The organism is Oceanospirillum linum (genome assembly GCF_001995095.2).
GTDB classification, from domain to species: Bacteria; Pseudomonadota; Gammaproteobacteria; order Pseudomonadales; family Halomonadaceae; genus Oceanospirillum; species Oceanospirillum linum.
In genome coordinates this window covers 119,568-142,034 of sequence record NZ_MTSD02000005.1, presented here as the reverse complement: position 1 = coordinate 142,034, position 22,467 = coordinate 119,568, and the positions used below count along the sequence as shown (strand labels likewise).

20 protein-coding genes are annotated in these 22,467 nt (G+C 49.2%); 10 read left to right on the top strand and 10 right to left on the bottom strand.

The genetic code is table 11. The features are described 5' to 3' along the window. Window positions 1-17: 17 nt before the first annotated feature. Window positions 18-167 (bottom strand): PDZ domain-containing protein, encoded by a 150-nt coding sequence (locus BTA35_RS17945; protein WP_160055204.1) that lies wholly within the window; start codon window positions 165-167, stop codon window positions 18-20. Window positions 168-358: 191 nt separating this feature from the next. On the opposite strand from BTA35_RS17945, the gene BTA35_RS12320 reads away from it, so the two are divergent. The 6 genes from BTA35_RS12320 (at window position 359) to BTA35_RS12295 (ending at window position 7,671) form a co-directional block, all read left to right on the top strand. Then, window positions 359-1,333 carry an AAA family ATPase gene (locus BTA35_RS12320; RefSeq protein ID WP_078320118.1) on the top strand — a complete coding sequence of 325 codons (975 nt, stop codon included), beginning with the start codon at window positions 359-361 and terminating at the stop codon, window positions 1,331-1,333. Further along, window positions 1,333-2,310 carry a DUF58 domain-containing protein gene (locus tag BTA35_RS12315; protein ID WP_078320117.1) on the top strand — a complete coding sequence of 326 codons (978 nt, stop codon included), beginning with the start codon at window positions 1,333-1,335 and terminating at the stop codon, window positions 2,308-2,310. Before BTA35_RS12320 ends, BTA35_RS12315 begins: the two co-directional genes overlap by 1 nt. 164 nt (window positions 2,311-2,474) lie before the next feature. Then, the gene (locus BTA35_RS12310) at window positions 2,475-2,969 is read left to right on the top strand and encodes a DUF4381 domain-containing protein (protein ID WP_078320116.1); all 495 of its coding nucleotides are present in this window, start codon (window positions 2,475-2,477) and stop codon (window positions 2,967-2,969) included. Between the two features lie 83 nt (window positions 2,970-3,052). Further along, window positions 3,053-4,081, top strand: coding sequence for a vWA domain-containing protein (locus BTA35_RS12305; protein WP_078320191.1), 1,029 nt, complete (start codon window positions 3,053-3,055; stop codon window positions 4,079-4,081). An 18-nt stretch (window positions 4,082-4,099) separates the two neighbouring features. Continuing rightward, the gene (locus BTA35_RS12300; protein WP_078320115.1) at window positions 4,100-5,968 is read left to right on the top strand and encodes a VWA domain-containing protein; all 1,869 of its coding nucleotides are present in this window, start codon (window positions 4,100-4,102) and stop codon (window positions 5,966-5,968) included. Then, a complete protein-coding gene (locus BTA35_RS12295) occupies window positions 5,962-7,671 on the top strand; it encodes a BatD family protein (protein WP_078320114.1) in 1,710 nt (569 codons plus the stop codon). The genes BTA35_RS12300 and BTA35_RS12295 overlap by 7 nt, the downstream gene beginning before the upstream one ends. A gap of 143 nt (window positions 7,672-7,814) precedes the next feature. Here the strand turns inward: BTA35_RS12295 and trmA are convergent, their stop codons facing one another. Next, on the bottom strand, window positions 7,815-8,915 hold the full coding sequence (trmA, locus tag BTA35_RS12290; protein WP_078320113.1) for a tRNA (uridine(54)-C5)-methyltransferase TrmA: 1,101 nt from the start codon (window positions 8,913-8,915) through the stop codon (window positions 7,815-7,817). Window positions 8,916-9,217: 302 nt separating this feature from the next. On the opposite strand from trmA, the gene BTA35_RS12285 reads away from it, so the two are divergent. Beyond that, a complete protein-coding gene (locus BTA35_RS12285; protein ID WP_078320112.1) occupies window positions 9,218-10,630 on the top strand; it encodes a hypothetical protein in 1,413 nt (470 codons plus the stop codon). Between the two features lie 384 nt (window positions 10,631-11,014). Next, the gene (locus tag BTA35_RS12280; RefSeq protein ID WP_078320111.1) at window positions 11,015-11,245 is read left to right on the top strand and encodes a TA system antitoxin ParD family protein; all 231 of its coding nucleotides are present in this window, start codon (window positions 11,015-11,017) and stop codon (window positions 11,243-11,245) included. Window positions 11,246-11,379: 134 nt separating this feature from the next. On the opposite strand, the gene BTA35_RS17940 is transcribed toward BTA35_RS12280, so the two are convergent. Further along, complete coding sequence (locus BTA35_RS17940; RefSeq protein WP_078320110.1) at window positions 11,380-11,916, bottom strand: hypothetical protein; 537 nt, start codon at window positions 11,914-11,916, stop codon at window positions 11,380-11,382. Between the two features lie 291 nt (window positions 11,917-12,207). On the opposite strand from BTA35_RS17940, the gene BTA35_RS12270 reads away from it, so the two are divergent. Continuing rightward, window positions 12,208-12,438: a DUF2188 domain-containing protein gene (locus BTA35_RS12270; protein WP_078320109.1), complete on the top strand. Its 231-nt coding sequence runs from the start codon at window positions 12,208-12,210 to the stop codon at window positions 12,436-12,438. An 87-nt stretch (window positions 12,439-12,525) separates the two neighbouring features. Here the strand turns inward: BTA35_RS12270 and BTA35_RS12265 are convergent, their stop codons facing one another. The 3 genes from BTA35_RS12265 to BTA35_RS12255 form a co-directional block, all read right to left on the bottom strand. After that, on the bottom strand, window positions 12,526-12,840 hold the full coding sequence (locus tag BTA35_RS12265) for a TraR/DksA family transcriptional regulator (RefSeq protein WP_238377585.1): 315 nt from the start codon (window positions 12,838-12,840) through the stop codon (window positions 12,526-12,528). Window positions 12,841-13,011: 171 nt separating this feature from the next. Then, the gene (locus BTA35_RS12260; protein ID WP_078320107.1) at window positions 13,012-13,251 is read right to left on the bottom strand and encodes an HP1242/YdcH family protein; all 240 of its coding nucleotides are present in this window, start codon (window positions 13,249-13,251) and stop codon (window positions 13,012-13,014) included. Between the two features lie 276 nt (window positions 13,252-13,527). Next, window positions 13,528-14,001, bottom strand: coding sequence for a PACE efflux transporter (locus BTA35_RS12255; protein WP_078320106.1), 474 nt, complete (start codon window positions 13,999-14,001; stop codon window positions 13,528-13,530). A gap of 203 nt (window positions 14,002-14,204) precedes the next feature. On the opposite strand from BTA35_RS12255, the gene BTA35_RS12250 reads away from it, so the two are divergent. After that, window positions 14,205-15,089, top strand: coding sequence for a LysR family transcriptional regulator (locus BTA35_RS12250; protein WP_078320105.1), 885 nt, complete (start codon window positions 14,205-14,207; stop codon window positions 15,087-15,089). 90 nt (window positions 15,090-15,179) lie between these two features. Here BTA35_RS12250 and BTA35_RS12245 read toward each other — a convergent pair whose 3' ends face one another. The 4 genes from BTA35_RS12245 to BTA35_RS12230 form a co-directional block, all read right to left on the bottom strand. Then, window positions 15,180-17,195, bottom strand: a complete 2,016-nt coding sequence (locus BTA35_RS12245; RefSeq protein WP_161489876.1) for a methyl-accepting chemotaxis protein — start codon at window positions 17,193-17,195, stop codon at window positions 15,180-15,182. A gap of 388 nt (window positions 17,196-17,583) precedes the next feature. Continuing rightward, a complete protein-coding gene (gene murI / locus BTA35_RS12240) occupies window positions 17,584-18,441 on the bottom strand; it encodes a glutamate racemase (RefSeq protein ID WP_078320103.1) in 858 nt (285 codons plus the stop codon). 290 nt (window positions 18,442-18,731) lie between these two features. Beyond that, window positions 18,732-20,345 (bottom strand): alpha/beta hydrolase-fold protein, encoded by a 1,614-nt coding sequence (locus BTA35_RS12235; RefSeq protein WP_078320102.1) that lies wholly within the window; start codon window positions 20,343-20,345, stop codon window positions 18,732-18,734. 133 nt (window positions 20,346-20,478) lie between these two features. Continuing rightward, window positions 20,479-22,407, bottom strand: coding sequence for a TonB-dependent receptor plug domain-containing protein (locus BTA35_RS12230; protein WP_078320101.1), 1,929 nt, complete (start codon window positions 22,405-22,407; stop codon window positions 20,479-20,481). Window positions 22,408-22,467 lie beyond the last annotated feature (60 nt).

Sequence of the window (22,467 nt, the reverse complement as noted above, 5' to 3'; positions counted from 1 at the left end):
GTTGTACCGATGATCTATTACAAAAAAGCATAGGGGGAGAAGCGAACAACATAGGAGATTGCTCCCAGAGCGTAAAACAGCACCCAAACAGCTTTAAAATGCGTATCTGTTTCAACCGGGTCAAAGTTTAGTTTAAGAACCAAGGCACTACTTTTAACGGAACCCATGCTCAATTCGTTGATCAGATGCTAGCCAGCCAGAAAGCAATCTCGCTATACTCGCTGACATTACTGCAGTCTTACAGGTATAGGTATTGAATCAGCCTTTATCTGAATATGGCATAATTAATAAAGCCACAGGTAAGTGTGCTTATCCATAAACAACAAATAAACAACACCCTGACGATACAAGGATAACCATGAGTGTTCGCGACGCCTTTCAGTCTCTGAATGACCACTTAAAAAGCCAGATTATCGGGCAGGAAACACTGCTCAGTCGTTTATTGATTGCTTTACTGGCCGACGGCCATTTGCTGGTGGAGGGCCCTCCCGGCCTTGCCAAGACCAAGGCTATCAAGTCGCTATCTGATTGCCTTGAAGGTGATTTTCAGCGCATTCAGTTTACCCCTGACCTGCTACCGGCTGATATTACCGGTACAGATATCTACCGTCCGGAACACAACAGCTTCAGCTTCCAACAGGGCCCTGTGTTTAACCATTTTGTGTTGGCGGATGAGATTAATCGAGCTCCTGCCAAGGTACAGGCAGCACTGCTTGAGGCAATGGCAGAACGCCAGGTTACCGTCGGTAATACCAGCTATTCCCTGCCGGAAACCTTTCTTGTCATGGCGACTCAAAATCCGATAGAGCAGGAAGGCACCTACCCGCTCCCGGAGGCACAGCTCGATCGCTTCCTGTTACATACCAACCTGAGTTATCCCAGTGCCGATGCAGAGCTTGAAATTTTACGCCTGATCCGTAACGAGCAAAAAGAGATATTGTCATCTCCACAGAACAGCAACGTATTGCCGTCAGTCAGTCAGCAGGAGATTATTCAGGGCCGGAAAGAGGTGCTGGAGATCTACATGGCGGAAAGCATCGAGCAATATATTGTGCACCTTGTGGATGCCACCCGTCGTCCGGATCGTTACAACAAGGACCTGGCTCAATGGATTGAGTATGGTGTTAGTCCCCGCGCCACATTAGCTCTGGATCGCTGTTCACGAGCCCACGCCTGGCTTGATGGCCGTGATTTTGTAACGCCTGAAGATGTTCAGGTAATGGTGCCGGATGTTTTTCGTCACCGATTGCTGCTCCGCTACGAAGCAGAGGCCGCTGGCTTCAGTGCCGATCAGGTAATCGCTCATCTATTACAACAGGTACCGGTGAGTTGATGCTGCATTCTGCATGGCAACAGATCCGCAAGAGCCTGCGGCCAGAGCCAATACAGGATATGGAAACCCCCTTCCTGCCAGAGCTAAGACTGGAGCGGCTCAGTCGGCTGCAGGAGTCTAAAAACCTCCTGGGGTTAAATTTACGCTCTCCCACTGGCTCGACGCTGGCTGGTCAGCACCGCTCCCGCCAGCAAGGGCGGGGTATGGAGCTAAGTGAAATACGGAACTACCAGCCGGGGGATGACATTCGCCTGATGGACTGGAAGGTAACGGCCCGTACACGCCGACCCCACACCAAAGTCTTTATGGAGGAGCGGGAGAGACCGGCTCACCTGGTTGTCGATCTGTCAGCCTCAATGCTATTCGGCAGCCTGCGTAGTAAAGCGGAACAAGCAGCTAATACCGCCGCTACACTCGGCTGGGCTCTAAGCTATCGGGGAGATCGTTGCGGTGGGCTGGTGTTTAATGGTGAAGAGGCACGCCTGATAAAACCCAAAGCCCGGCATAAAGGACTTCTGCCTTTACTGAAAACCAGCTGTGATCTGGGGCTTAACATCACCCAAGCGAAAAGCCGGTCCCAAACCGGCCGCATGAATCAGGTGCTACGGCAAATTGCGGTACAGCCAGGACATGGTAGCTTGATTGTACTCATCAGTGATTTCTGGTCTCTGGATCTGGAAGATTTATCCATTCTGACACAGCTCAGCCGTAGCCATACCCTTGTTGCCATTCAGGTCAGCGATGTATTAGAACGGGAATTACCAATGGGTGCCTGTTTTCTGACCGATGGCAACCAGGATTTCTACTACGACGGCACCAAGCCCGCAGAGCAAAAGCGTTACCGGAGAGAGTTTGACCTGCACAGAGATGCTCTCAGACAAGCTATACAAAAAACCCGGGGGCATTTTATATCCCTGTCAACACATGAGAAACCAACTGACAAACTGAAACAGTTTTTTGCCAGAGGTTCCCGGTAAAACCGACGTTAAACCGGTATAATGACGATCCCTGTTTTGGGACAAAAAAGTCAGAAACAACAAACAGATACCTAAAAAATATAAATAAAAAATGTATTACATATAGCATCCATGATATCTGTTCACGACAACAAACGAATAGAGCTCGGCAGGAGCCCCGCTGAATGAGCACCGCACACGTCACTCAAGAAGCATCCAAATTACTGGATCAACTTAAAGATATACATATTCCGGAACCTTCTGGTGGCTGGACACACAGCATCAACACCTGGTGGATCTCCGTTGCCGGTATTCTGGCGGTTATCATTATCGGGGTTTTGGCACGCCGTTACTATATGCGCACCCGAACACGCCGTTATGCATTGGCTGAACTGGAAGCCATGCAGGCACGCTTCAACGAACATGGAGAACACCAGCGCCTGTTGAACGAACTGAATATGCTGCTGCGCCGCATGGCCATGATCAATTATGACCGGGAAAAAATTTCACCCTTGGCCGGGCGGAACTGGCTGACATTTCTGGATCGTAGTGGTCAGACTCAGGAGTTCAGTCAGGGTATCGGGCAAGTACTAATTCAGGCTTACCAACCCTCTCCGGAAGCATTTGATGAGAACGCCTTGATTGAGGTAGTAAGACAGTGGATCAAGCGACAGCTTTAGACGCCTTATCACAGCTAAACTTTTTCTCCGTTTTTTTCGTATCCCTTAGTCAGGTGCACTTTGTCTGGCCCTGGGTTTTTCTAATGCTGCCACTACCCTGGCTGGTATACCGGTTTATGCCACCTGCTTCTCCCCGGCATTACCGTTTACGTATTGCCTGGCTTAGCGCAACTCAAAGTATCAAAAGTGGGGCACTGCGTAGCCAACGAAAAACGTTACGCCTTATTGTCGGTAGCTGGATTTGGGTATTGCTTGTTATAGCAACATCCCACCCTCAATGGATCGGGGAACCCCAGCCTTTGCCAAATAAAGGCCGGGATCTGATGTTAGCGGTGGATATTTCAGGCAGTATGCAGATGGATGATATGGTGTTACACGAAGAGCGTACGGATCGACTAACAGCAGTTAAAGAGATCGTATCGGATTTTGTACTTCGTCGTGAAGGCGACAGACTTGGGCTGATCGTATTTGGCACACAAGCTTATCTCCACGTCCCCATCACCCATGACCGCAAAACCGTTTCAGCCCAACTGAATGAGATTGAGCTTCGCATGGCCGGTGATCAGACCGCCATAGGTGATGCCATCGGTTTAGGTACTAAACGCCTGAAAGATCAGCCGGAGGAGGGTCGCATTCTGATTTTGCTGACCGATGGTGCTAATACAGCCGGTGCTATCGATCCCATTCAGGCGGCACAACTGGCCGCCAGCCAGCAGCTCAAAATTTATACCATAGGGATTGGCGCCGATGAGCTGGAGGTAGAAACCCTGTTTGGTCTTACCCGGCGTATTAATCCCTCTCAGGATCTTGATGAGATAACCCTGAGAAATATTGCAAGTGCCACCGGTGGTAATTACTTCCGTGCACGCAGCACAGAAGAGCTGGATGCAATTTACAGAGAGCTTGACCGACTGGAGCCTGTTGAGCAGCAGTCACAGGTGTTTCGACCCCGCCATAGCCTCATTTATTGGCCTTTGCTGCTGATTTTTGCTTCTCTGATCATAGCTTTCGCAGGACGCTGGTTCCTCGTGTATTGGCGGGAGCAAGCCAGTACACCGGAAGGGGATACCGTGCCGGAACTCAATAGCGCTAAAGGTAAGGAATCACCTTGATACAGGTAAGGAGCCACCTTGGAACTGCTGAATAGCTTTCACTTCGCCCGCCCCTGGGCTCTGTTACTGATCCCCCTGGTCGTCATTCAGGTGATCTGGTATCTGCGTTTCCGCCACGCCAGCAACCCCTGGCAGGACCGCATGCGCCCGGATCTTCAGCAACAACTATTGGCAAAACCGGAGAAACAGCCCGGTTATCTGCTTTGGACTCTCACAGCTCTGAGTCTTGCCGGTATCGCTTTGGCGGGACCAAGCTGGAGCCAGCAGTCCAGACCAGCACTTATCAAGCAAGACAACCTGGTCATCGTACTGGACCTGTCGCTGTCCATGCTTGCCGAAGACAGCCAGCCAAACCGCATCACCCGAAGCAAACAAAAGCTGCAGGATCTTCTGAAACAGCGTGATGAGGGTATGACCGCATTAGTCGTCTACAGCGGTGATGCCCACGTCGTAACACCTCTGACTCAGGACACCGCAACGATCCGGAATCTGTTGCCCGCACTTGACCCTCTCATGATGCCCAAACTAGGTAGTGCCGCTGAAGCGGGCATAAGCAAAGCCGTTGAACTGGTTCGTCAATCAGGTTTTCAGAAAGCGCGCCTGCTACTGATGACAGATGGCCTCGATCATCAGGCCCAAAAAGCTATTCGCAAACAGCTGCCCAATAACCTTAAACTCAGCATTATGACCGTAGGTACCGAAGCCGGGGCACCAATCCCTCTGGATCACCAGGGCTTTGTCAAAGATCCGCAAGGCAACGTTATTATCAGCAAATTGGATCGGGCTGACATCTCTTCATTTGCGGCCTCTGTTAACGCTCTGATTCATCCTATCACTTTGGATGACGATGACCTGAGAGCACTGCTGCCTCAAGAGATAGCCCAACAGGAACTGAAAGAGAGCCAGGCCCAACTCCCCCTTTGGATTGAACAGGGGCATTGGTTCCTGCTACCGGTTTTACCACTGATAGCACTGGCCTTTCGCAGGAACTGGTTACTGATACTGCCGCTGTTCGTTCTTCTGGGAACGCCAAAGCCGGTTTTTGCCTTCTGGCCTGAAACCCCACAAATACAGGGTGAAAAAGCCTTTACTCAAGGTCACTACTCAGAAGCCCAGAAACTGTTAGAAGACCCTCTTTGGCGGGGCAGCGCCCTTTACCGGCAAAAAGACTACCCACAGGCAATTAGCGAATTTTCGAAAAGTGATACTCCTCTGGCGCATTACAACCGTGGTAATGCGTTAGCAAAACTGGGGCGCTTTGATGAAGCCATGAATGCCTACAGTAAAGCATTGGAGCAAAACCCAGCACTCAAGGATGCTGAATACAATAGAGCTTTGATTGAAGAGCTGCTGAAGCAGCAGGAAAAAAACCAGCAAAAAGCACAACAGAACGCTTCAAATCAGAGTCAGTCAGAGCCGCAGAAACAGAAGGCTCAGAATCCACAAAGCAACAATTCTTCAGCCGACTCCCCGGCCGGTATGGATAACCAGGGAGGGTCACCCGGGAATCCAACTTCAGATGGAAGCCAATCATCAGAACCTAACAGGGATCAAAGGCTGGGCCCGGATGATGATTCATCCATGTTTGGCCCAAACAGCCCGGAGATGGCAGACCAGGGAGAGCCAGAGCAATCCGTTCTGGATAAGCTGGCGGAGCAGGAAAAGAAGCAACAAGACCGACTGGCAAAGCAGCAATCCGAACAGAAGACCGACAACACATCAGACCAGAACAGTTCAACCAACTCAGGAATGAGTGAAGAGGAACTTTCTCTGGAGCAGTGGCTGCGCCGCATCCCGGATGACCCAGCAGGTCTTTTACGCCGAAAATTTGAATATGAAGCTAATCAGCGCCGTGAACCGCTGCCTGAAGGACGAGCACCATGGTAAGCCTTATCCCCCATCAAACTTTTCTTCTGAACCTCAGAATGACGCTGGTCATTATGGCTCTTTTTTTCTCTTTTCACGCTCAGGCCAACAGCCTGGAAGCCAGTGTTGACCGCACCCGCCTGACAGAAAATGAAAGCGTCACGCTCTTTCTGAAGGCCCCTGGTCTGGAATTGACCGGAGACCCGGAGCTAGCCGAACTTTATCAGGATTTTGAGGTGTTGGCTCAGCAGGTACGCACCAATATTCAGATTATCAATGGTGAAAACCATTCGGAACGAATCTGGGAAATCTCTTTACTGCCTCGCCGTACCGGTACTCTGATCATACCGGCCATAACCATCGGAGATGTCAGCAGTCAGCCTATTACGCTTGAGGTAAGAGCTGAACCGGAAAACACGCAGGCCAGCGCAGATATTTTTTTACATAGCGAGATAGACCACAGTGGCAGCATCTATGTTCAGCAGCAGCTGGTTTACACCCTGCGCCTTTACTATGCCACTAGCATCTCAGACCACGGCCTGACGGACCTGGAGCTGGAAAATGTTCTCATGGTACAGCTGGGTAATCGAAAGGACTTTGAAGCCCGTATTGATGGCCGCCTTTACAATGTAGCAGAGTGGCAATTCGCGCTTTATCCGCAAAGCAGCGGTGAGCTGGTACTGCCTCCACAAACCTTTAGTGGTCGTGTACGGGTTCAGAACCGTTATTCTCTGGGGGGCTTAAAACATATTCGCATTCAAAGCCCTGAGCATAAAATCAATGTTCTTCCTGTACCGGATAGCTTCCCGGCAGATGCTCAGTGGCTACCGGCTAAGTCAGTAACCTTAAGCCAACAGTGGAGTGGTAACTATGCCCAATGGCAGGAAGGCACACCTCTGACCCGAAAACTGACACTGCAAGCCAGAGGGTTGACTGCAGCCCAGCTACCACCTATTGAAATGCCTGTAATGCAGGGGGTACGCCAGTACCCGGAGCAGCCACAATTGAATGAGTACCCGGAAAACCTGAACCAAAGTGGTACAGGATTAGTGGGGGAGAAAACACTCAGTATCGCCCTGATCCCAACGGCCACAGGGGTGCTCAGGTTGCCCGAGGTTCGCATTCCCTGGTGGAACACCAATACAAACAAGCTGGAATATGCGGCACTTGAGCCCCTTCCACTCAACATAAGTGCTGATCCGGCGCGCGCCCCCGAGCCGGAAAAGGTAAAGGCAACTCCTTCAGATACGATTGCCCCACCGGTTCAATCTCAGGCTGGCAATAGTTTTTTATGGCAGATCGCGGCACTGTTTTTTTCAATATTAAGCGCCATATTGGCCCTATTTCTGTGGCAAAGCAGACAACAACTTATATTTGCCCGACAGCAGCTACTTCATAACCTGGGCCAAAACGGTGTTGCAAAAAATCAGACAAAAACAATGGCCTTTGTGGAAAATCCAATCTTTCGACAGGCACTTTTAAACGCTTGCCAGCAGAATCAGGCCAGAGCCGCATGGGACGCCTGGCGGAAATGGCAGCGTGTTGAAGCGCCACAAACAACACCAGAGTTCGATAAGGCATTGCACCAGTTACAGATGGTGCTATTCGGCCCTAACGCCAAGCCTGAGAGCTGGCAAGGTAGTGATCTGGCTACTGCCAGTGAAGGCATCAAACGGGTCTCCAGACAAAAAGACCAGCCGTTGCCTGAGCTTTATCCGGGATAGCCAGCAGTAGCCGCCCCACAAATAACAACAAAAAGAATGCAAAGAACCTGAAAAGCAAAAACCCTGTTCAGTGCCTAGCAGCAACGAACAGGGCTTTTCATATCGGCAGTGAAACTTAAACGGAAGAGCAACAGCTCACATGGTCAGCGACGTACCATAAAGACACCGCTTTCAATATGATGGGTATACGGGAACTGATCAAACATGGCAAAACGTACCACTTTATGGGTCTTGTTCAGTTCCAGCATATTCTCATGCAGGGTGTCCGGGTTGCAGGAAACATAGATAATATTGTCGTACTGAGCGATCTGCTGCACCGTGTTTTCATCCAGACCGGCGCGAGGCGGGTCCACCAGCACGGTCGTGAAGTTACGGCGGTCCAGATCAAAACCTTCCAGACGACGCATCTCAGTTTTACCCGCTAAAGCATCGCTGAACTCTTCACTGGAAACCCGGGCGACCTTCACATTTTCAATACCGTTACGTTCGATATTGAAGTGGGCAGAACGTACCGATGTCTTGGATATTTCGGTTGCGACCACATGATCAAAGTTATCCGCCAGCGCCAGGGTAAAGTTGCCATTACCGCAGTACAGCTCGACTAAGTCACCGCCCACGCCTTTGCTGACATCTACGGCCCAGTTAAGCATCTTTTCGCACAGAGCTGCATTCGGCTGGGTGAAGCTGTTTTCTACCTGCTGATATTCCAGTGTGCGCTCTCCTACCTTCATGGTTTCGATCACGTAATCCAGATCCAGTACGATGCGCTGTTTGCGGCTACGGCCAATAATGCGCACACCCAGTTTGGTCTGCAGTTCACGGGCCAGTGCTTCCCACTCATTACCCAGGGCACGGTGGTAGATCAGGGTAATCAGGGCTTCACCGGATTGACTGGTGAGAAACTCCACCTGAAACAGACGACGGCGCAGTTCCGACACATCACGGATCTCATCCAGCAGGGCAGGCATCAATTCATTGATACGCTCATTGGCCACCGGGTACTGATCCATTCGCACGGTTTTGCGGTCAGTTTTCGGATCTTCACCGATATCAAACATCACATAGAAGAGATCATCACCCTTGTGCCAAACGCGGAACTCGGCACGCATACGGTAGTGGCTGGCTGGCGACGCAAAGACTTCCAGCTCTGGCGGATGAAAAGCTGCGAATTGCTCACGAATCCGGTTGGCTTTCTCTTCAAGCAGGGCGGTATAGTTTTCAGGTTCAACAACGGGTAGGGCCACGGAATAACCTCAATGTTCGGTAGATTGATCACTGGCTGATGGACAGTGTTTTACAAGGGCGCAGAGCATAACAGGAAATCCCCTCAGCTCAAGTCTGCCGAACCTGGGACTGATTGATTATTTCTCAATTTGCCCCACAGCCGCTGCTCGAAAAAGCCTTGCCATCAGCGTATGATGAGCCTATCTAATGGTCAGTTTGTTTATTCTGTTTTGATCTCTTTTACAGCCTACCGCTTCAGCATAGGCGGGTAAGGAGCGCTGGCCAATTCAACACAACCCTATTCTGAAGTGGGCAGGTCTCTGTGTCTCAGACTACCGATAACGGCATTCAAACTCAGTTATCTTCTCAGCCCGATCAGCCTCACGAACCCGAGCTATCTCAGCCACAGCCTCCTGTTAACCCTGCGGATAAACCTTCTGTGCGCTATCAGCTGATCGGCGGCGCTATGGTTTTGGCTCTGTTGCTGACCGCCAGTAACCCGATCACCCATCTGTCGTTGATCTGGCCGGGGCTCCTGCTCTGGACTGCACTGGCCCTTAGCTGGAGTCAACTGGCAGTTGCAACCCGCCGTCAGGCTGGGCTTCTGATGCTGGTGGGCTTCGGCAGTATGGGGTGGAGTGTGATACAAGGTGCAGATCTGCCCTGGCAGACAGCGATCAGTTCAAACGGTAATCTGCTGGCAATGCTGATGGCAGTGAGCTTTCTGTCCATGGTTGCCGCTAAAGAGCCCGATGAGGAACCGGAAGCCCTATCGGAAGGAAAAACAGCTCTTAAACAAACGTTAGCAGGCGTCCATCTGTTTGGTGCTGTGATCAATATGTCGATCGTTTTCATTATGGCGGATCGCTTTGCCTCCGCCAGCGGCGATGGCAACACACTAAAAAATACCCAACACCAGGTTTTATCCCGGGCGTTTTGCGCGGGGGCATTCTGGTCGCCCTTTTTTGCCGCCGTTGCGGTTGCGCTAACTTATGCTCCTGGTGCTAACCTTCTGGTACTGATGCAGGCAGGTATTCCACTGGCGATTACCGGTATTCTGATTACCTACTTTGAGCTGCGGCCAAAAGCTGATTCCTTTACTGGCTATCCGATGCGGATCAATAGTCTGGCCTTACCGGCATTTCTGGCATTGGCGGTGATTAGCGCCCATTACCTGTTCCCAACGCTCTCAGTGCTACAGATTATCAGTATTCTTTCACCGTTAACGGCCGTTGGTGTTTTGCTGTTTAAACGTAAGCCGCTGGTGAAAAAACTGAGAAACCATACCAATACCCGTCTTGCCCGCATGGGTAACGAACTGGCGCTGTTTCTGGCAGCGGGCACGATGGCAGCAGGACTGGGGACTCTGTTTACACTCTATTCGGATCAATTGCCGATTCCTCAGCTGACACCACTGGTGACATCATTATTGCTGCTTGCCATGCTGATTCTTTCGCTTCTGGGGGTTCACCCTGTGATCAGCATTGCCACCATCAGTGGCCTTATGGTGCCCACGGAACCACCGATGGATCTGCTGGCGATGGTTTTTCTTGCCAGCTGGGGGATAGGAACGGCCTGCAGCCCAATGTCAGGAATGAACCTTTCATTGCGGGGGCGCTACTTTATCAGTACAAAGCAGGCGCTGAAGAATAACCTGCATTACGGCGTGATTATGTGGCTGATCACCAGCGCCTCACTCTGGTATTACAATCCACTCTCAGGTTTCAATACCTGAGATACATAATTTAAGCGACATTAAGAGAGGGTGCACTTGAAGCCTTACCTATTCCAGTCTTTTGCACGCGCCCTACCTGCTTGATCATAGATTCCACCGACATCCGCAGCTTTTCTGCCAGCTAAGGCCTCACCCGACGCACCTGCCTGCAGATGAATCCCCAACCAACCCGTCCAGCTAAACCATTTGAAAAGACACCAAAGGTGGCATATAGTCACCTTTAGACACCAAACAATAGTAATAGCGTGCGGTTGCATTGGATGCAATAGAACTCACTATAAACGAGAAAGGCAGGGAAGCGAGCATGGATGCAAAAAAGGAGACTGCAAGAATGCACACTCATAAACCTCGAGTTAATGAGCAGGCAAGGCAAAAGGTTTAGTTATGGCACAACGCAGCGTAAAGATGTCAGCAGATTTCGTACAAATCGCTGAAACCGAATCCAAAGCAATGTGTCGTTCCACCGGTGGCCAGATTGAATACTGGGCACAGGTTGGCCGCGTTGCGGAACAAAACCCTGATCTGTCTTACCCGCTCATCCGTGATCTTTTAATCAGCCTGGAACAGGCTAAAAACGGTGAGTTAACCGACTATGTGTTCTCAGATCAGGATTAAGCAGACACCATTATTTGAACGTACCATTAAGAAACTGAACAAGCAGGACAAAAAAGCACTGGATGGTGCTGTCCGGCATGTTGCCCAAAACCTCGGTTCAGGTCAGGTTAAGCCCCCCCTCAATTTAAAATACTTTAAGGAACACCCTCCAGCTGACATACAGCCTCTTTTAAAAAGCTTGCAGCATGGAGCGGCAAGAAATACGCCTTTCTTTTCTCAAAGAACTCAGGATCAGAGTATGAATATCTTGCATCAACAAACAGGCCATCTAATTTATTTAAAACAGAACAAAACTTCTTATACCCTTTGAATTTTCCAGACTTCGAAAACTCCCTGTTTATTATGTTCCGCCTTTCTTGCGAAATCTGACTCCAAAGGGTCGGCAAACAATGAGTTTTAGATTTTTCGCTCTCAACTTCAGAAAACTTGTAGACGAACATTTTAGAAGTTGCGGAAGGCTCAACATCACCAATAGTGATAACTGAGCCATACTCTTCAAAATGATCAACAGATAAACAGGATTTAAGGAACAACTCGACCGCTAATCCCGCATTAACAAAATATGGTTCAACGGCAGTATTTGGAGAATCCAAAAGCAAGTCTGCTGCAGATAAGAAGTTACATGCTTGGCGATACACCCAGCTAGACGGGGCTGGCCATCTTTCTTTCATAAATCATCCCTAAATTATCTGATATTTATCAAATTTTACCCTTCGTCATTCATGATGAGAAACCCTCTTTTCGTATCTCATCTCCAACATAAGCTCAAACTGCGAGGATATCACCATTATGGTGATACCATCGGTATGAAAACATCCGTTTGCACTGCTCGATCAATAAGCCACGACTAAATTAAGTTTCAAGCAAGCCTTGTAAAACCTGTACAAATACCTATGTAATAATTGTGCTTTTTAGCACAGGTGATCCTTAACTTTACGAACTTCACTCATGAGGTATTTTTTATGTCTAAAGACGATTACAACGTCTACCAAGGCGATGACGGGCAGTGGCGTGGTAAGCGCCAGGGCGCATCCCGTGCCAGCGTAACATCAAGCACCCAGCAAGGGGCGTTTGAACAAACACGGGATTTGGCTCAAAAACGCGGATCAGAGGTGTCGATCCATCGCGGTGATAATGGTCAGATCCGTGCCAAGCACAGCTACGGTAATGACCCTGAGTCTACAAAGGGCTAAATAAGCTTTTGAGTAGACAAAAAAAGGCAGGATGAAAACTTGAGGTATCAGGTGCTGCAGCATCACAGCACCTGATAAAGGCTAAGATCATTCGGCGCACTTCACGCAGAACGTGGTTTCCGGCAAAATTTGCAAACGTTCAATGGCAATCTCATCACCGCAGCTTTCGCAAATGCCATATTCACCCTCTTCGATGCGCTTCAGTGCCGCTTTGATCTGCTCAATGCTGTGCAGGGTTTCATTACCGATCTCATCCAGAACTTCGTCATTTTCCCGCTCCTGGGCCTGCTCGGCAGAATCACTGGAATGAGACTGGGAAACATCCCGCTCAATATGGCTAAGACGTGATGTTAAGCTCTCCAGCTCTGCACTCAGCTTGTCTTTAATGGCTTGAATATCCATAAGCATAACCACCTTGTTAAAAGTGCTCCGGTTAAAATCAGGGTAGACCAAAAACCCGAAGCTAAATAAAGAAAGGCCGCAGACTTCAATAAAGCAAAGCCGCGACCCTTAATGTAATCTGGTTCAGTTAATCTTCAGGCAAACCAAAAGACCAACAACTCCCCCAGACCCTTAAGCTTCTTTCAACATAGCAAACATTTCATCTTTCAGCTTCAGGCGACGTACCTTAGCGGCCTCTTCCACCTCAGTGGCAACCGGCTTCTGTTCAGACTCCATGTTTTCAACATCTTTCGTTAACTCATGGTATTCATCAAACAGCTTACGGAAATGCGCATTACTTACTTTCAGTGCATGAATCTGGTCTTTATATTCCGGCAATTCATTCAGTAGGTCATGATGTTCAATAGGCATAGCTTTCTCCTGAGTTATTTTTTCAGCGACTCACTCTCTAACCTTGTGATTCAAAGGGAAAATTCAACCCTTCGCTACAGGTTCCAAACCTTAACCCTTTGAGTTTCATAGATTAATTCAGCGGTCTCTGCTTTACCTTCAGAGTACGCTTACTACTGCTTTATGTACTGATATATATCAAAAAAAGCCCCGTAATAACCAGGTTATCCGGGGCCATCATCATACTCACGGGAGTTGTAAAAAACAGTAAATAAGAACCTTTCAACGTATTATCAATCAGGCTGCATCACCCGCCTCAAACAGATCCTGTTTCGGTTGAGCAACCGGAAACAGACGGTCGTAGCACCAGGTAAAGCCCATGGTGTAAACCACAATAAAGGCCATCACCAGAGCATCCATTGCCAGTGCCTGCCAGATAGCAATATCCAGCCACCAAACCACAATAGGCAATGACGTAATCGTCAGAACAACCTCAAGACCCATTGCATGAAACACCCGCTGCAGACCCGTACGCTCTGTGGGCACAACACCACGCTTTGCATCAAACTTATCGAAGAAATAGTTGTAGATCATATTGACGATCATCGCCTTTGCCGCCAAAACCAAAGTCAAAGCAGCGGTATCAGAGGTTTCTTTATCAAAGACAAAAGCGATAGCCGGGGCCAGTACCAGAAGTAGCAGAACCTCAAATAACAGCACATAGCGAACCCGGTCCAGACCAGAACGAATTACAATTTTTTTATCACTCATAATATGCCTCCAAATACTGATAACGCAGTCTGTACTACGCCATGCTTTATCACGTTGCGAGCAGTCACCAAATCTTAAAGATGTTTAAAACCCGATAGCGTCTGCTATTTATGCCTAGGCATTCTATGGATTATTATGATAAAAAAAGTTAGTTTCTATCTGATTTATAGATAGGTTGAGCACTACCTGATGAGATAAAAACGATGCCACATCCCGACCAGTTAAACGCCTTCATTACCGCAGCAGAAACCGGTTCTTTTTCAGCCGCGTCCCGGCGACTAAAGAAGGCTCAGTCCGCTATCAGTAATGCCATCATCAACCTGGAAATTGAAACGGGGGTAGAATTATTTGATCGCAGTAAACGCAGCCCGGTACTGACGGAAGAAGGAGAAACCCTGTTACGCTCAGCCTACTCGATTATGGAAAGCCATCACGACTTCATCAGTCGGGCCATGGCGCTAAATGCCGGTGAAGAGAGTCATCTGTGCCTGGCGATTGAGCAAAATGTTTCCGCACAACCCCTGATGGAGTTGTTGATCGTGTTTGAAGAAAAGTATCCCCATATCGAGCTGGAACTACTCGACCCCGGCACCAGCGATGTGCCAAGTCTGCTGCGCTCCGGACGAGCAGATCTGGGGCTTATGATGGAACAGGAGCATTATCCAAAAGGCTTTCTCTTTCGCGGCATAGGCCATTCACGGAAGCTACCCGTCTGCAGCCGTCATCACCCTTTAGCTAAACTAGATCAGGTCGACCATAGTGATTTAAGGCGTTATCGACAGCTGGTGCCAAGAAGCCTTGACCTGGAAGATAAAAGCCATGAAGAGCAGATTCTGAGCCCTAAGGTCTGGTATGCAGAAAGTCCCTTTGTCATCGCAGAAGTCCTCTCCGCTGGACTGGGCTGGGCATCGTTACATGAGGCTGTCGTGAAGGAGCAATTAGAACAAGGCACCCTGGTTGCCCTGAAGCGCACCTATCAGCAGGATGCTTCTCTTCAGGGTGTTGATGTTGTCTGGAGCCGACACAAGCCTCTGGGTAAAGGGGGGCAATGGCTGCTGAATGAGTGCTTTAAGCTAAATGTCAGCTAACCTCGCCCCTGAAAGCGGAAAAACCACGTGAGTCAGATTATGTACCGGCTAATGGTAGTATGCCTGTTAGCCGGAGCTTAAAGCCCTGCCTCAGAGCCTGAAATGAGACAGCTTCTGCTCAATATCATCGGCAACCTGCTGCAGGCTTTCGCTGGCGGCCACAGTGGTATCACTCTGACTGCGGGTATGACCTGAAAGCTGATGAATACTATGCAGACTTTGAGTCACGGTTTCTGCGACCGAAGCCTGCTGCTCTGCGGCGGCGGCAATACTGCGCCCCATATCTGAAATATCTGTCATGTAGGAACGGATCTCTTTTAACGCAACACGAGCCTCACCCGTACGTTCACGACTTTCTCTGGAGGCCTGGTTACTGCTACTGATCGCTTGCACCGCTTGGTCAATCTTACTTTGCAAACGGTCAACTAGTTGAGTAATTTCAGAGGTCGCCTCCTGCGTACGTCCTGCTAAAGTTCGTACCTCATCTGCCACAACAGCAAACCCACGACCAGACTCTCCGGCACGGGCCGCCTCAATAGCAGCATTCAGCGCCAGCAAATTGGTCTGTTCAGCAACCTCACTAATTGTGTTCATAAAGTTACTGATATTATTGCTCTCCGTAGAAACCTCCTGAATAAAATCTGAGGCACGTTCCATCTCTGACACAAGAATATCAATACTGCTGTATACCATATCCGATGCATCGTACCCTTCCGATACTTTATCCTGCCCCAGAGAAGTGGTATCCGCTGCACCTCTGGCATTCTCGGCAACATCTGCCGTGGTAGCAGACATCTCTTCCATAGCAGAAACGACCTGCTGGATTTCAAGGGATTGCTGATCGACCGCATTCTCTGTGTTAGCACTGGCACCCTGAACCTGAACAACACTATCTTTCAGGGCGGCTGAAGCCTGACTTAATTGAGTCACCAGATCTTTTAGTCCAGAGTGCATCTCATGGGTCGCCTTACGTAACAGACGAGTTTCGTTGTTGCAATCCGTATCCACTGTCAGGCGTTCAGCCTGAACTTTCAAATCTCCCCGGCCGATTCTCACCAGATCCTGTGTGACCTTGTTCAATGGTGATAAACGTCGGTACAACATGATGCCGCTGATCAGAATAATCACGAATGTTGATGCCAACATCAGCACGATCATAGTGTTCCTAAGCATAATACTGGTACCGGCAAATTCATCGCTGTAACTACCTAATAAAACAACCCAACCCCAACCTTCAATCTGGCGATAGGCAGCCAGCTTTTCACGGCTACCTGCACCTGCCACCTGATCGTCATAACGCAGAACACCCGACTCATTCTGCAACAATACCTGAAACGGGCTGCTGCCATCCTCCGCTGTAACCTGTAAAATATTGCGCCCTTCCAGCTTAGGGTGCATCAGGATTTTACCGGGGGTTTTACTGTCTGATCCCGCTACAATGGTGGCGTAACCTGTTTCACCGATCCGCATTTTCGCCAGTGTTTTTTTCAGTTCTGCTAACCCCTTAGTCAGGTCAAAACCGATATAGAGCACAGCGATAGTCTTGCCTCCATCCTGTACCGGACGGTAAATCGTCATATAATCACGGCCAAAAAGATGAGCTACGCCATGGTAGGCTTTACCCGCCATCAGGGTCTTATAACCAGGGTGTCCTGTGCCCAACAGCGTGCCAAAGGCACGCTCGCCATTCTGTTTTTTAAGGGATGTACTGATACGCAGAAAATCATCACCATGGCGGGCAAATACCGTCGCAGTGCCGCCGGTCATTCGGGTGAACTGATCGGGTTTAGTGAAGTCACCATTAATCGCTCCGGATTCATCGGCCAGCGCTAAAGTTTGATAGTTGGCAACCTGTACTTTCTGGCCACTCAGGCGAACCCCTTGGGGGAACATATTAAAAAAAATATCGGACAAGCGCTGGGCATTCAAAAAGCTATCCCGATAGTAAAATTCCAACATTCCGGAAACCAGGTCACTCTGTTGGGCTAAAGCATTCTCGGCTTCCGTCTCAAGGTTCTCCCGGGCTTTTTCTGTCAGAGTAATGGTTATCAGGCCATTGGCCAGAATCATAAGCACTGCTATCACCACTGAGAGCTGAGCAGCCAAGGATCTATTCTGAAAATAATTCAACATGATTGTGAAGTTCCTTTTCTATAGTTCGGGTAGCCAGTTGTTACCGATCACCGTCATTTTGAAATCATCGAAATTTCGGTCAAAACCGATTATCGGCTCATCGTAGTTGCTCTGATAATGGGTAATAAGTCACCCTGATAACGGGCAATAATACGAGAGCCTTCAGGTTTTTTAACATTTCATAGGGAAAAACCATTCAAAAAGTACGCCTAATCGGAAAGTAAAATAATCCCAGACATACCGGTAAAATAACCAATAATCAAATATACACTTAAGGGAAAATATTTCGGGACAAAGCTAGGGCAAAATAGGGGCAACTGGGCCTTTATGTCTCAGGGGGGTAACAGGAGCGTCTTTAGCGTTAAAAGCCACTAGAGCAGTGCGTCTCATGCTCTAATATCACCAGTTGGGAAAAACCATTGTGTCGAAAGGATTTCATCAAAGAAGCCTCTTTCGAAAGCGCCTGGGTCAGGAACAGAAGATCACTCTGAACAGCGTTCTTTCCAGCCAAACATTGAGCTGGGGTTTGGCTCAGCAGCATAGCAACTCGACGGGCGATGGCAGCGCCGGAATCAACCCAATGGATATTACGGGGCTGAATCTTTTCTAACTCATCCCGTAATAGTGGGAAATGAGTACATCCCAGAACAACAGTATCCAGCGTCTCAGATTCAAACAGGGGTGACACCGCCTGCTTCAGCCTCGTCAGATCAACGGGTATACCGGCCAGTTTATCTTCAGCAAGCCGAACCACCTCGGTTGACCCAACCCGGGTTACCTGACAGCGGGCAGCATGATCTGAGATCAGCTGATCGGTATAACTACGATTGACCGTTCCCGGTGTTGCCAGCAAACCAATATGACCACTCAGACTCAGAGCTGCCGCTGGCTTGATGGCAGGTACGACCCCAACAACTGGAATTGACAGTGCCTTACGAAGTGCAGGCAAAACCACGGTACTTGCCGTATTACACCCAAGAACTAATAGTTTGATTGGGTATTGATTAACCAACTGGTACGCCAGCTTGACCACACGATCCACCAGCCAGCCTTCGTCTTTATCACCGTAGGGAAACGCCCCGTTGTCAGCCAGATAAAACAGAGGTGTATCCGGGCAGGTTTTACGGATATGGGCAGCAATAGACAAACCGCCAACACCCGAGTCCATCACCAGAACAGGGGCTGATATTTTAATATTCGACTCGTTTGCAGGCTTCAAGATATGGGATCAGTTTTCAGAAGGTTCTGTGGAATGCAAGGATTCTAGCATGCCTCTCCGAAGCCAGCCAGATTCAGTAATCTTGTTGTTTTTATGCAAAAAGGAAAGCCTGCATGGCTGCACGCAAAGAACTTACCTTCATCGATAAAGCGGCAAGTGTCTCCCCCTCTTATCACAATATGTGATCAACAGTAAAACGAGGCTGCTTTAACCAGCCTCTTTTCTAACCCTTGTCAGCCACCGGGAGAAACGCTTTTCAGTGCCCTGTACTGTATGCTGCCTGACACCTACTATCTCTTCCCCAGAAGATGTATCAACCCTCGGTCCAAAGTCGCCCGCCAGTGAAAGTAATCATGGCCCGAACTAAACTCTTCCAATTTAACGAGGTACCCCTTAAGCCGGAGAACCTGCTCAAAGTGGCGATTGGAGCTCAAAATACCACTCTCACCATAATTAGTTTCAAAGCGACCAGCACTCAGATAGAACTGAATCGGCTTTTTATCCACCTCTGCAAAATGGGCAGGCAGCCACTCAGGACGGTCAGAGTCAGAAGGGCTCCACCAGTAAGAACCGGATAAGCTCAGCACTTTGCCAAATAGTTCAGGGTAACGCAGTGCAGTGCAACTTGAGGCCAGTCCACCAAAGCTGGAACCCGCTAACAACGTCTGACCCGCACTAAAACGGTATCCCGTTTTTTGTCGAACAAACGGCAGCAACTCTTCTGCCATAAAGTCAGCAAAATCTGGGTTACAGGGCAGCTCCTTTATCCGGGCAGAATTTGAGGGGTTATTAACAAAGACGGCCACCAAAGGTGGAATCTTGTTCTCCGCAACAAGATTGTGCAGAATCCGGGGGGTTGGGACTTTACTCTGATAGGCCTTGCCATCAAAGAAAATAGCTAACGGAACCATCTTGCCCGGTGCAAGCTGTCTCAGCTCTTCTGATACCCAGATATCCACCGCCCGGGTATTGCCTAAATTGTGGCTTTCTAAGGCATACTCTGCGACCTTTTCGATGGACTGCTGATCCTTCAGAGCATCATCTGAAGGTGCATCCTTCAATTCCAGTATGGATTTCACGCCGTAGATATCCGTAACACCATCCGGTGCCCACTGATTCGGGTTTTCCGGGTCCCTTTGCGCCGTGGCCAGAATAGCTATCCTCTGCTCACGCCCACCTGCAGCGACCTGAGGAACATCCGGTGCCAGCTGATAACTTATACGGGTATCCGATGGCAGATCATAACTTCTGTACCAGATATCCGAATCACCAAGCCGATAGAGAGGGTCATGGTTATAGCCTGGCGCCCCAAGCATCAACACCCGCTCTTTCGCTCCCCGCCATAGAAAAGTAACCCTCAGTTTATCGTTAACACCTTCAAGGGTTTCAATCAGGGGCGTTCCATTACGTGTTAGCTGTTGCCAGATAGCATCTGGTGCTCCTCCCTGTTGCAGAGCTTTAAAAGCGTTCTGCATCGCATCCGAGATCAACACAGGTGTCGGTTTGATGCCTTCAGTCATGAGTGGGACGGAGTTCAGTCGCAGGTTAAATGTCGTTTCCTGCACTCCGGCAACAATTCTGAGCTGGTAAGTTCCCTCTGTTTTAGCCTGAAAAAAGATACGGGCATCCCGGCTATGGGGCTGGCTTACCTGACGGACAACGTGCCCGTTCCCCATGCTAATGATAGCGTCAAAAGGATGATCCGCTTTTAGATCCCCCCGAAGGTACTCACCTTCCCCTAACGTCAGGTGAAACACTTTCCCCGCAGACTGTTCAAGCACAAAGGCCTCATTAACAGGAAGTCTGGCGACGACCGGTTTCACTATTGAGTTAGAGGGTGTTTCAGCCAGAACCTGAAATGAAATAAGATTCAGTAGAACAAGAGACCGGATAAACTTCAGCATAATATTTCCCGAAGTGTTCTGTAGCGGTAATAGACTTAACCAAATTCAGTTATACCGCTAGCAAAAATGGATATGGAGAAAAGCGGGTTGCCAGTCAGCAACCCTAAATAAGTAGATAGGTTAGTACCTGCTATCAGAAGTCGTAGCTGGCACCGATATAGAGACTCCGGGCGACAATATTGCTGTAGTAGTTATCATCGTCATCATCCAGGCTGACATCTGTCAGGTTATTAACGCCACCACGAACTGTCAGTCCCTGACTAACCTGAGCATTAACGGACAGGTCCAGCAGAGTGTAAGCATCCTGTTTAGTAGTAGCATCGCTGTACTGCTCGCCAAGATAACTCACACCAAGGCGACTGCTTATCTTATCCGTCGCTTTCCAGTTAACACCCGCATCCAGCTTCTGTTCCGGGCGATAAGTCAGAGGATTCCCATCACCATCCTCTGTATTAAGGTAAGTGAAGGAGGCATCCAGTGACAGGCTATCCGTTAAGTGGGTTGAACCTTGCAGCTCGATCCCTTCAACCGTAACCTCATCCTGGTTTTCCCAGATATAATCGCTACCGTTCGCACTCCGGTTAATCATATCTTCCACCTCAGACTTGAACGCCACAGCACTCAGGTGGAAACGTTTCTGCTGTACCTCAACGCCCAGCTCATAATTCAGGCTGGTCTCCGGCTCAATATCATCATTACCGGTAATAAAGCAGCCACCGCCACAACTAACGATCTGGTATTCCCCAACCCGCTGATAAGGTGCCGGAGCTTTATAGGCTTTACTGACGCCACCTTTCAAAGAAAGACTGTCATTCAGCTGATAGACAACGAAACCACGGGGCGTAAATTCTCCACCGTAAACTTCATGGTGGTCGTATCGGCCACCCAGGGTCAGGGTTAGCTGATCGGTCAGGCTGATCTGGTCTTCTATAAACACAGCCATCTGATCTGCCTTGCTCTCTCCGGTTTCAGCAAAGGAGTCTTTATCACTTACCAGCTGATGCTGATATTCTGTGCCCATAGTGACTTGGTTTATTCCTACCTTCAGGCTGGCTCGGCCCTCAAGCTTAGTATTTTCCTCTTCCAGGTAACGTTGTTCAGGGGCTGTATATCGATTGTTATAATCATCAATTTCACCACTTTCATGGTTCAGGGACAGATAGCTACTCCCCCAGTCCCAACGTCCTCTATGGGCTACCGCAAAGGTATTGCGCTCAATACTCTGTTCACGGAATGAGTTAGCGCTGTACTCAGCATAGGGTCGGTCATCCCGGTTAATACCAAGATCAACATCCAGAGTCTGCTGGTCATCAATATCCCAGCTAACACCAGCAGAGATATTCCGTGCCTCTTTCTCTTCCTGGGCAGGTACACTGTCTTCTTTATCTTCGAACCAGGCATCCCGGTTATAGATCTCAGCACTAAAGCGCAGATAAACATCATCATTGACGGCACCAGAGGAGTTCAGGTTAGCGCGAAGCTCCTGGCCCTCTTCACCGGAAGTCACCATTTCGTAGCTGGCATCCAGGGTGGTTTGCCACTCGCCACCACCTTTTTTAGTAATAATGTTAATCACGCCACCCATAGCGTCAGCACCATACAGAGATGACATAGGGCCACGTACAATCTCAATGCGCTCAATACTTGAGCGGGGAATGGAGCTGAAATCAAAATCCCCGCCACGCCAGAGGGCGTTTGATGAGGAAACACGCCGTCCATCCACCAGAATCAATGTATAACTCCCCGCCATACCTCGAACACGGATCTCATCACGACCTGTACTATCTTTGGTATTGCTGACACCTGCACTGCGGCCAACAAGATCCGCTACACTTTGTGCCGGATTATCCCGCAACGCTTGGGCATCTATGACGGTGGTAAAGGCAGGAGCGGTCATACGAGTGTGCTCAGTTCCCGAAGCACTGACAATGAGGGTATCCGAATAACCTGCTTCTTCCGCCATAGCAGAGCCTTGGTGGGCCAGCGCCAAAGAGGAAGCTAAAATGGTTAAACGAAAACCCGGTCGCAGTGACCTGCGGACAACAGAAAGCGCAGAAAGCATAGTAAAACTCCAATAAGAACAGAAGGGTCATTATCAACACCGGACTTCGCCGGCTAATTA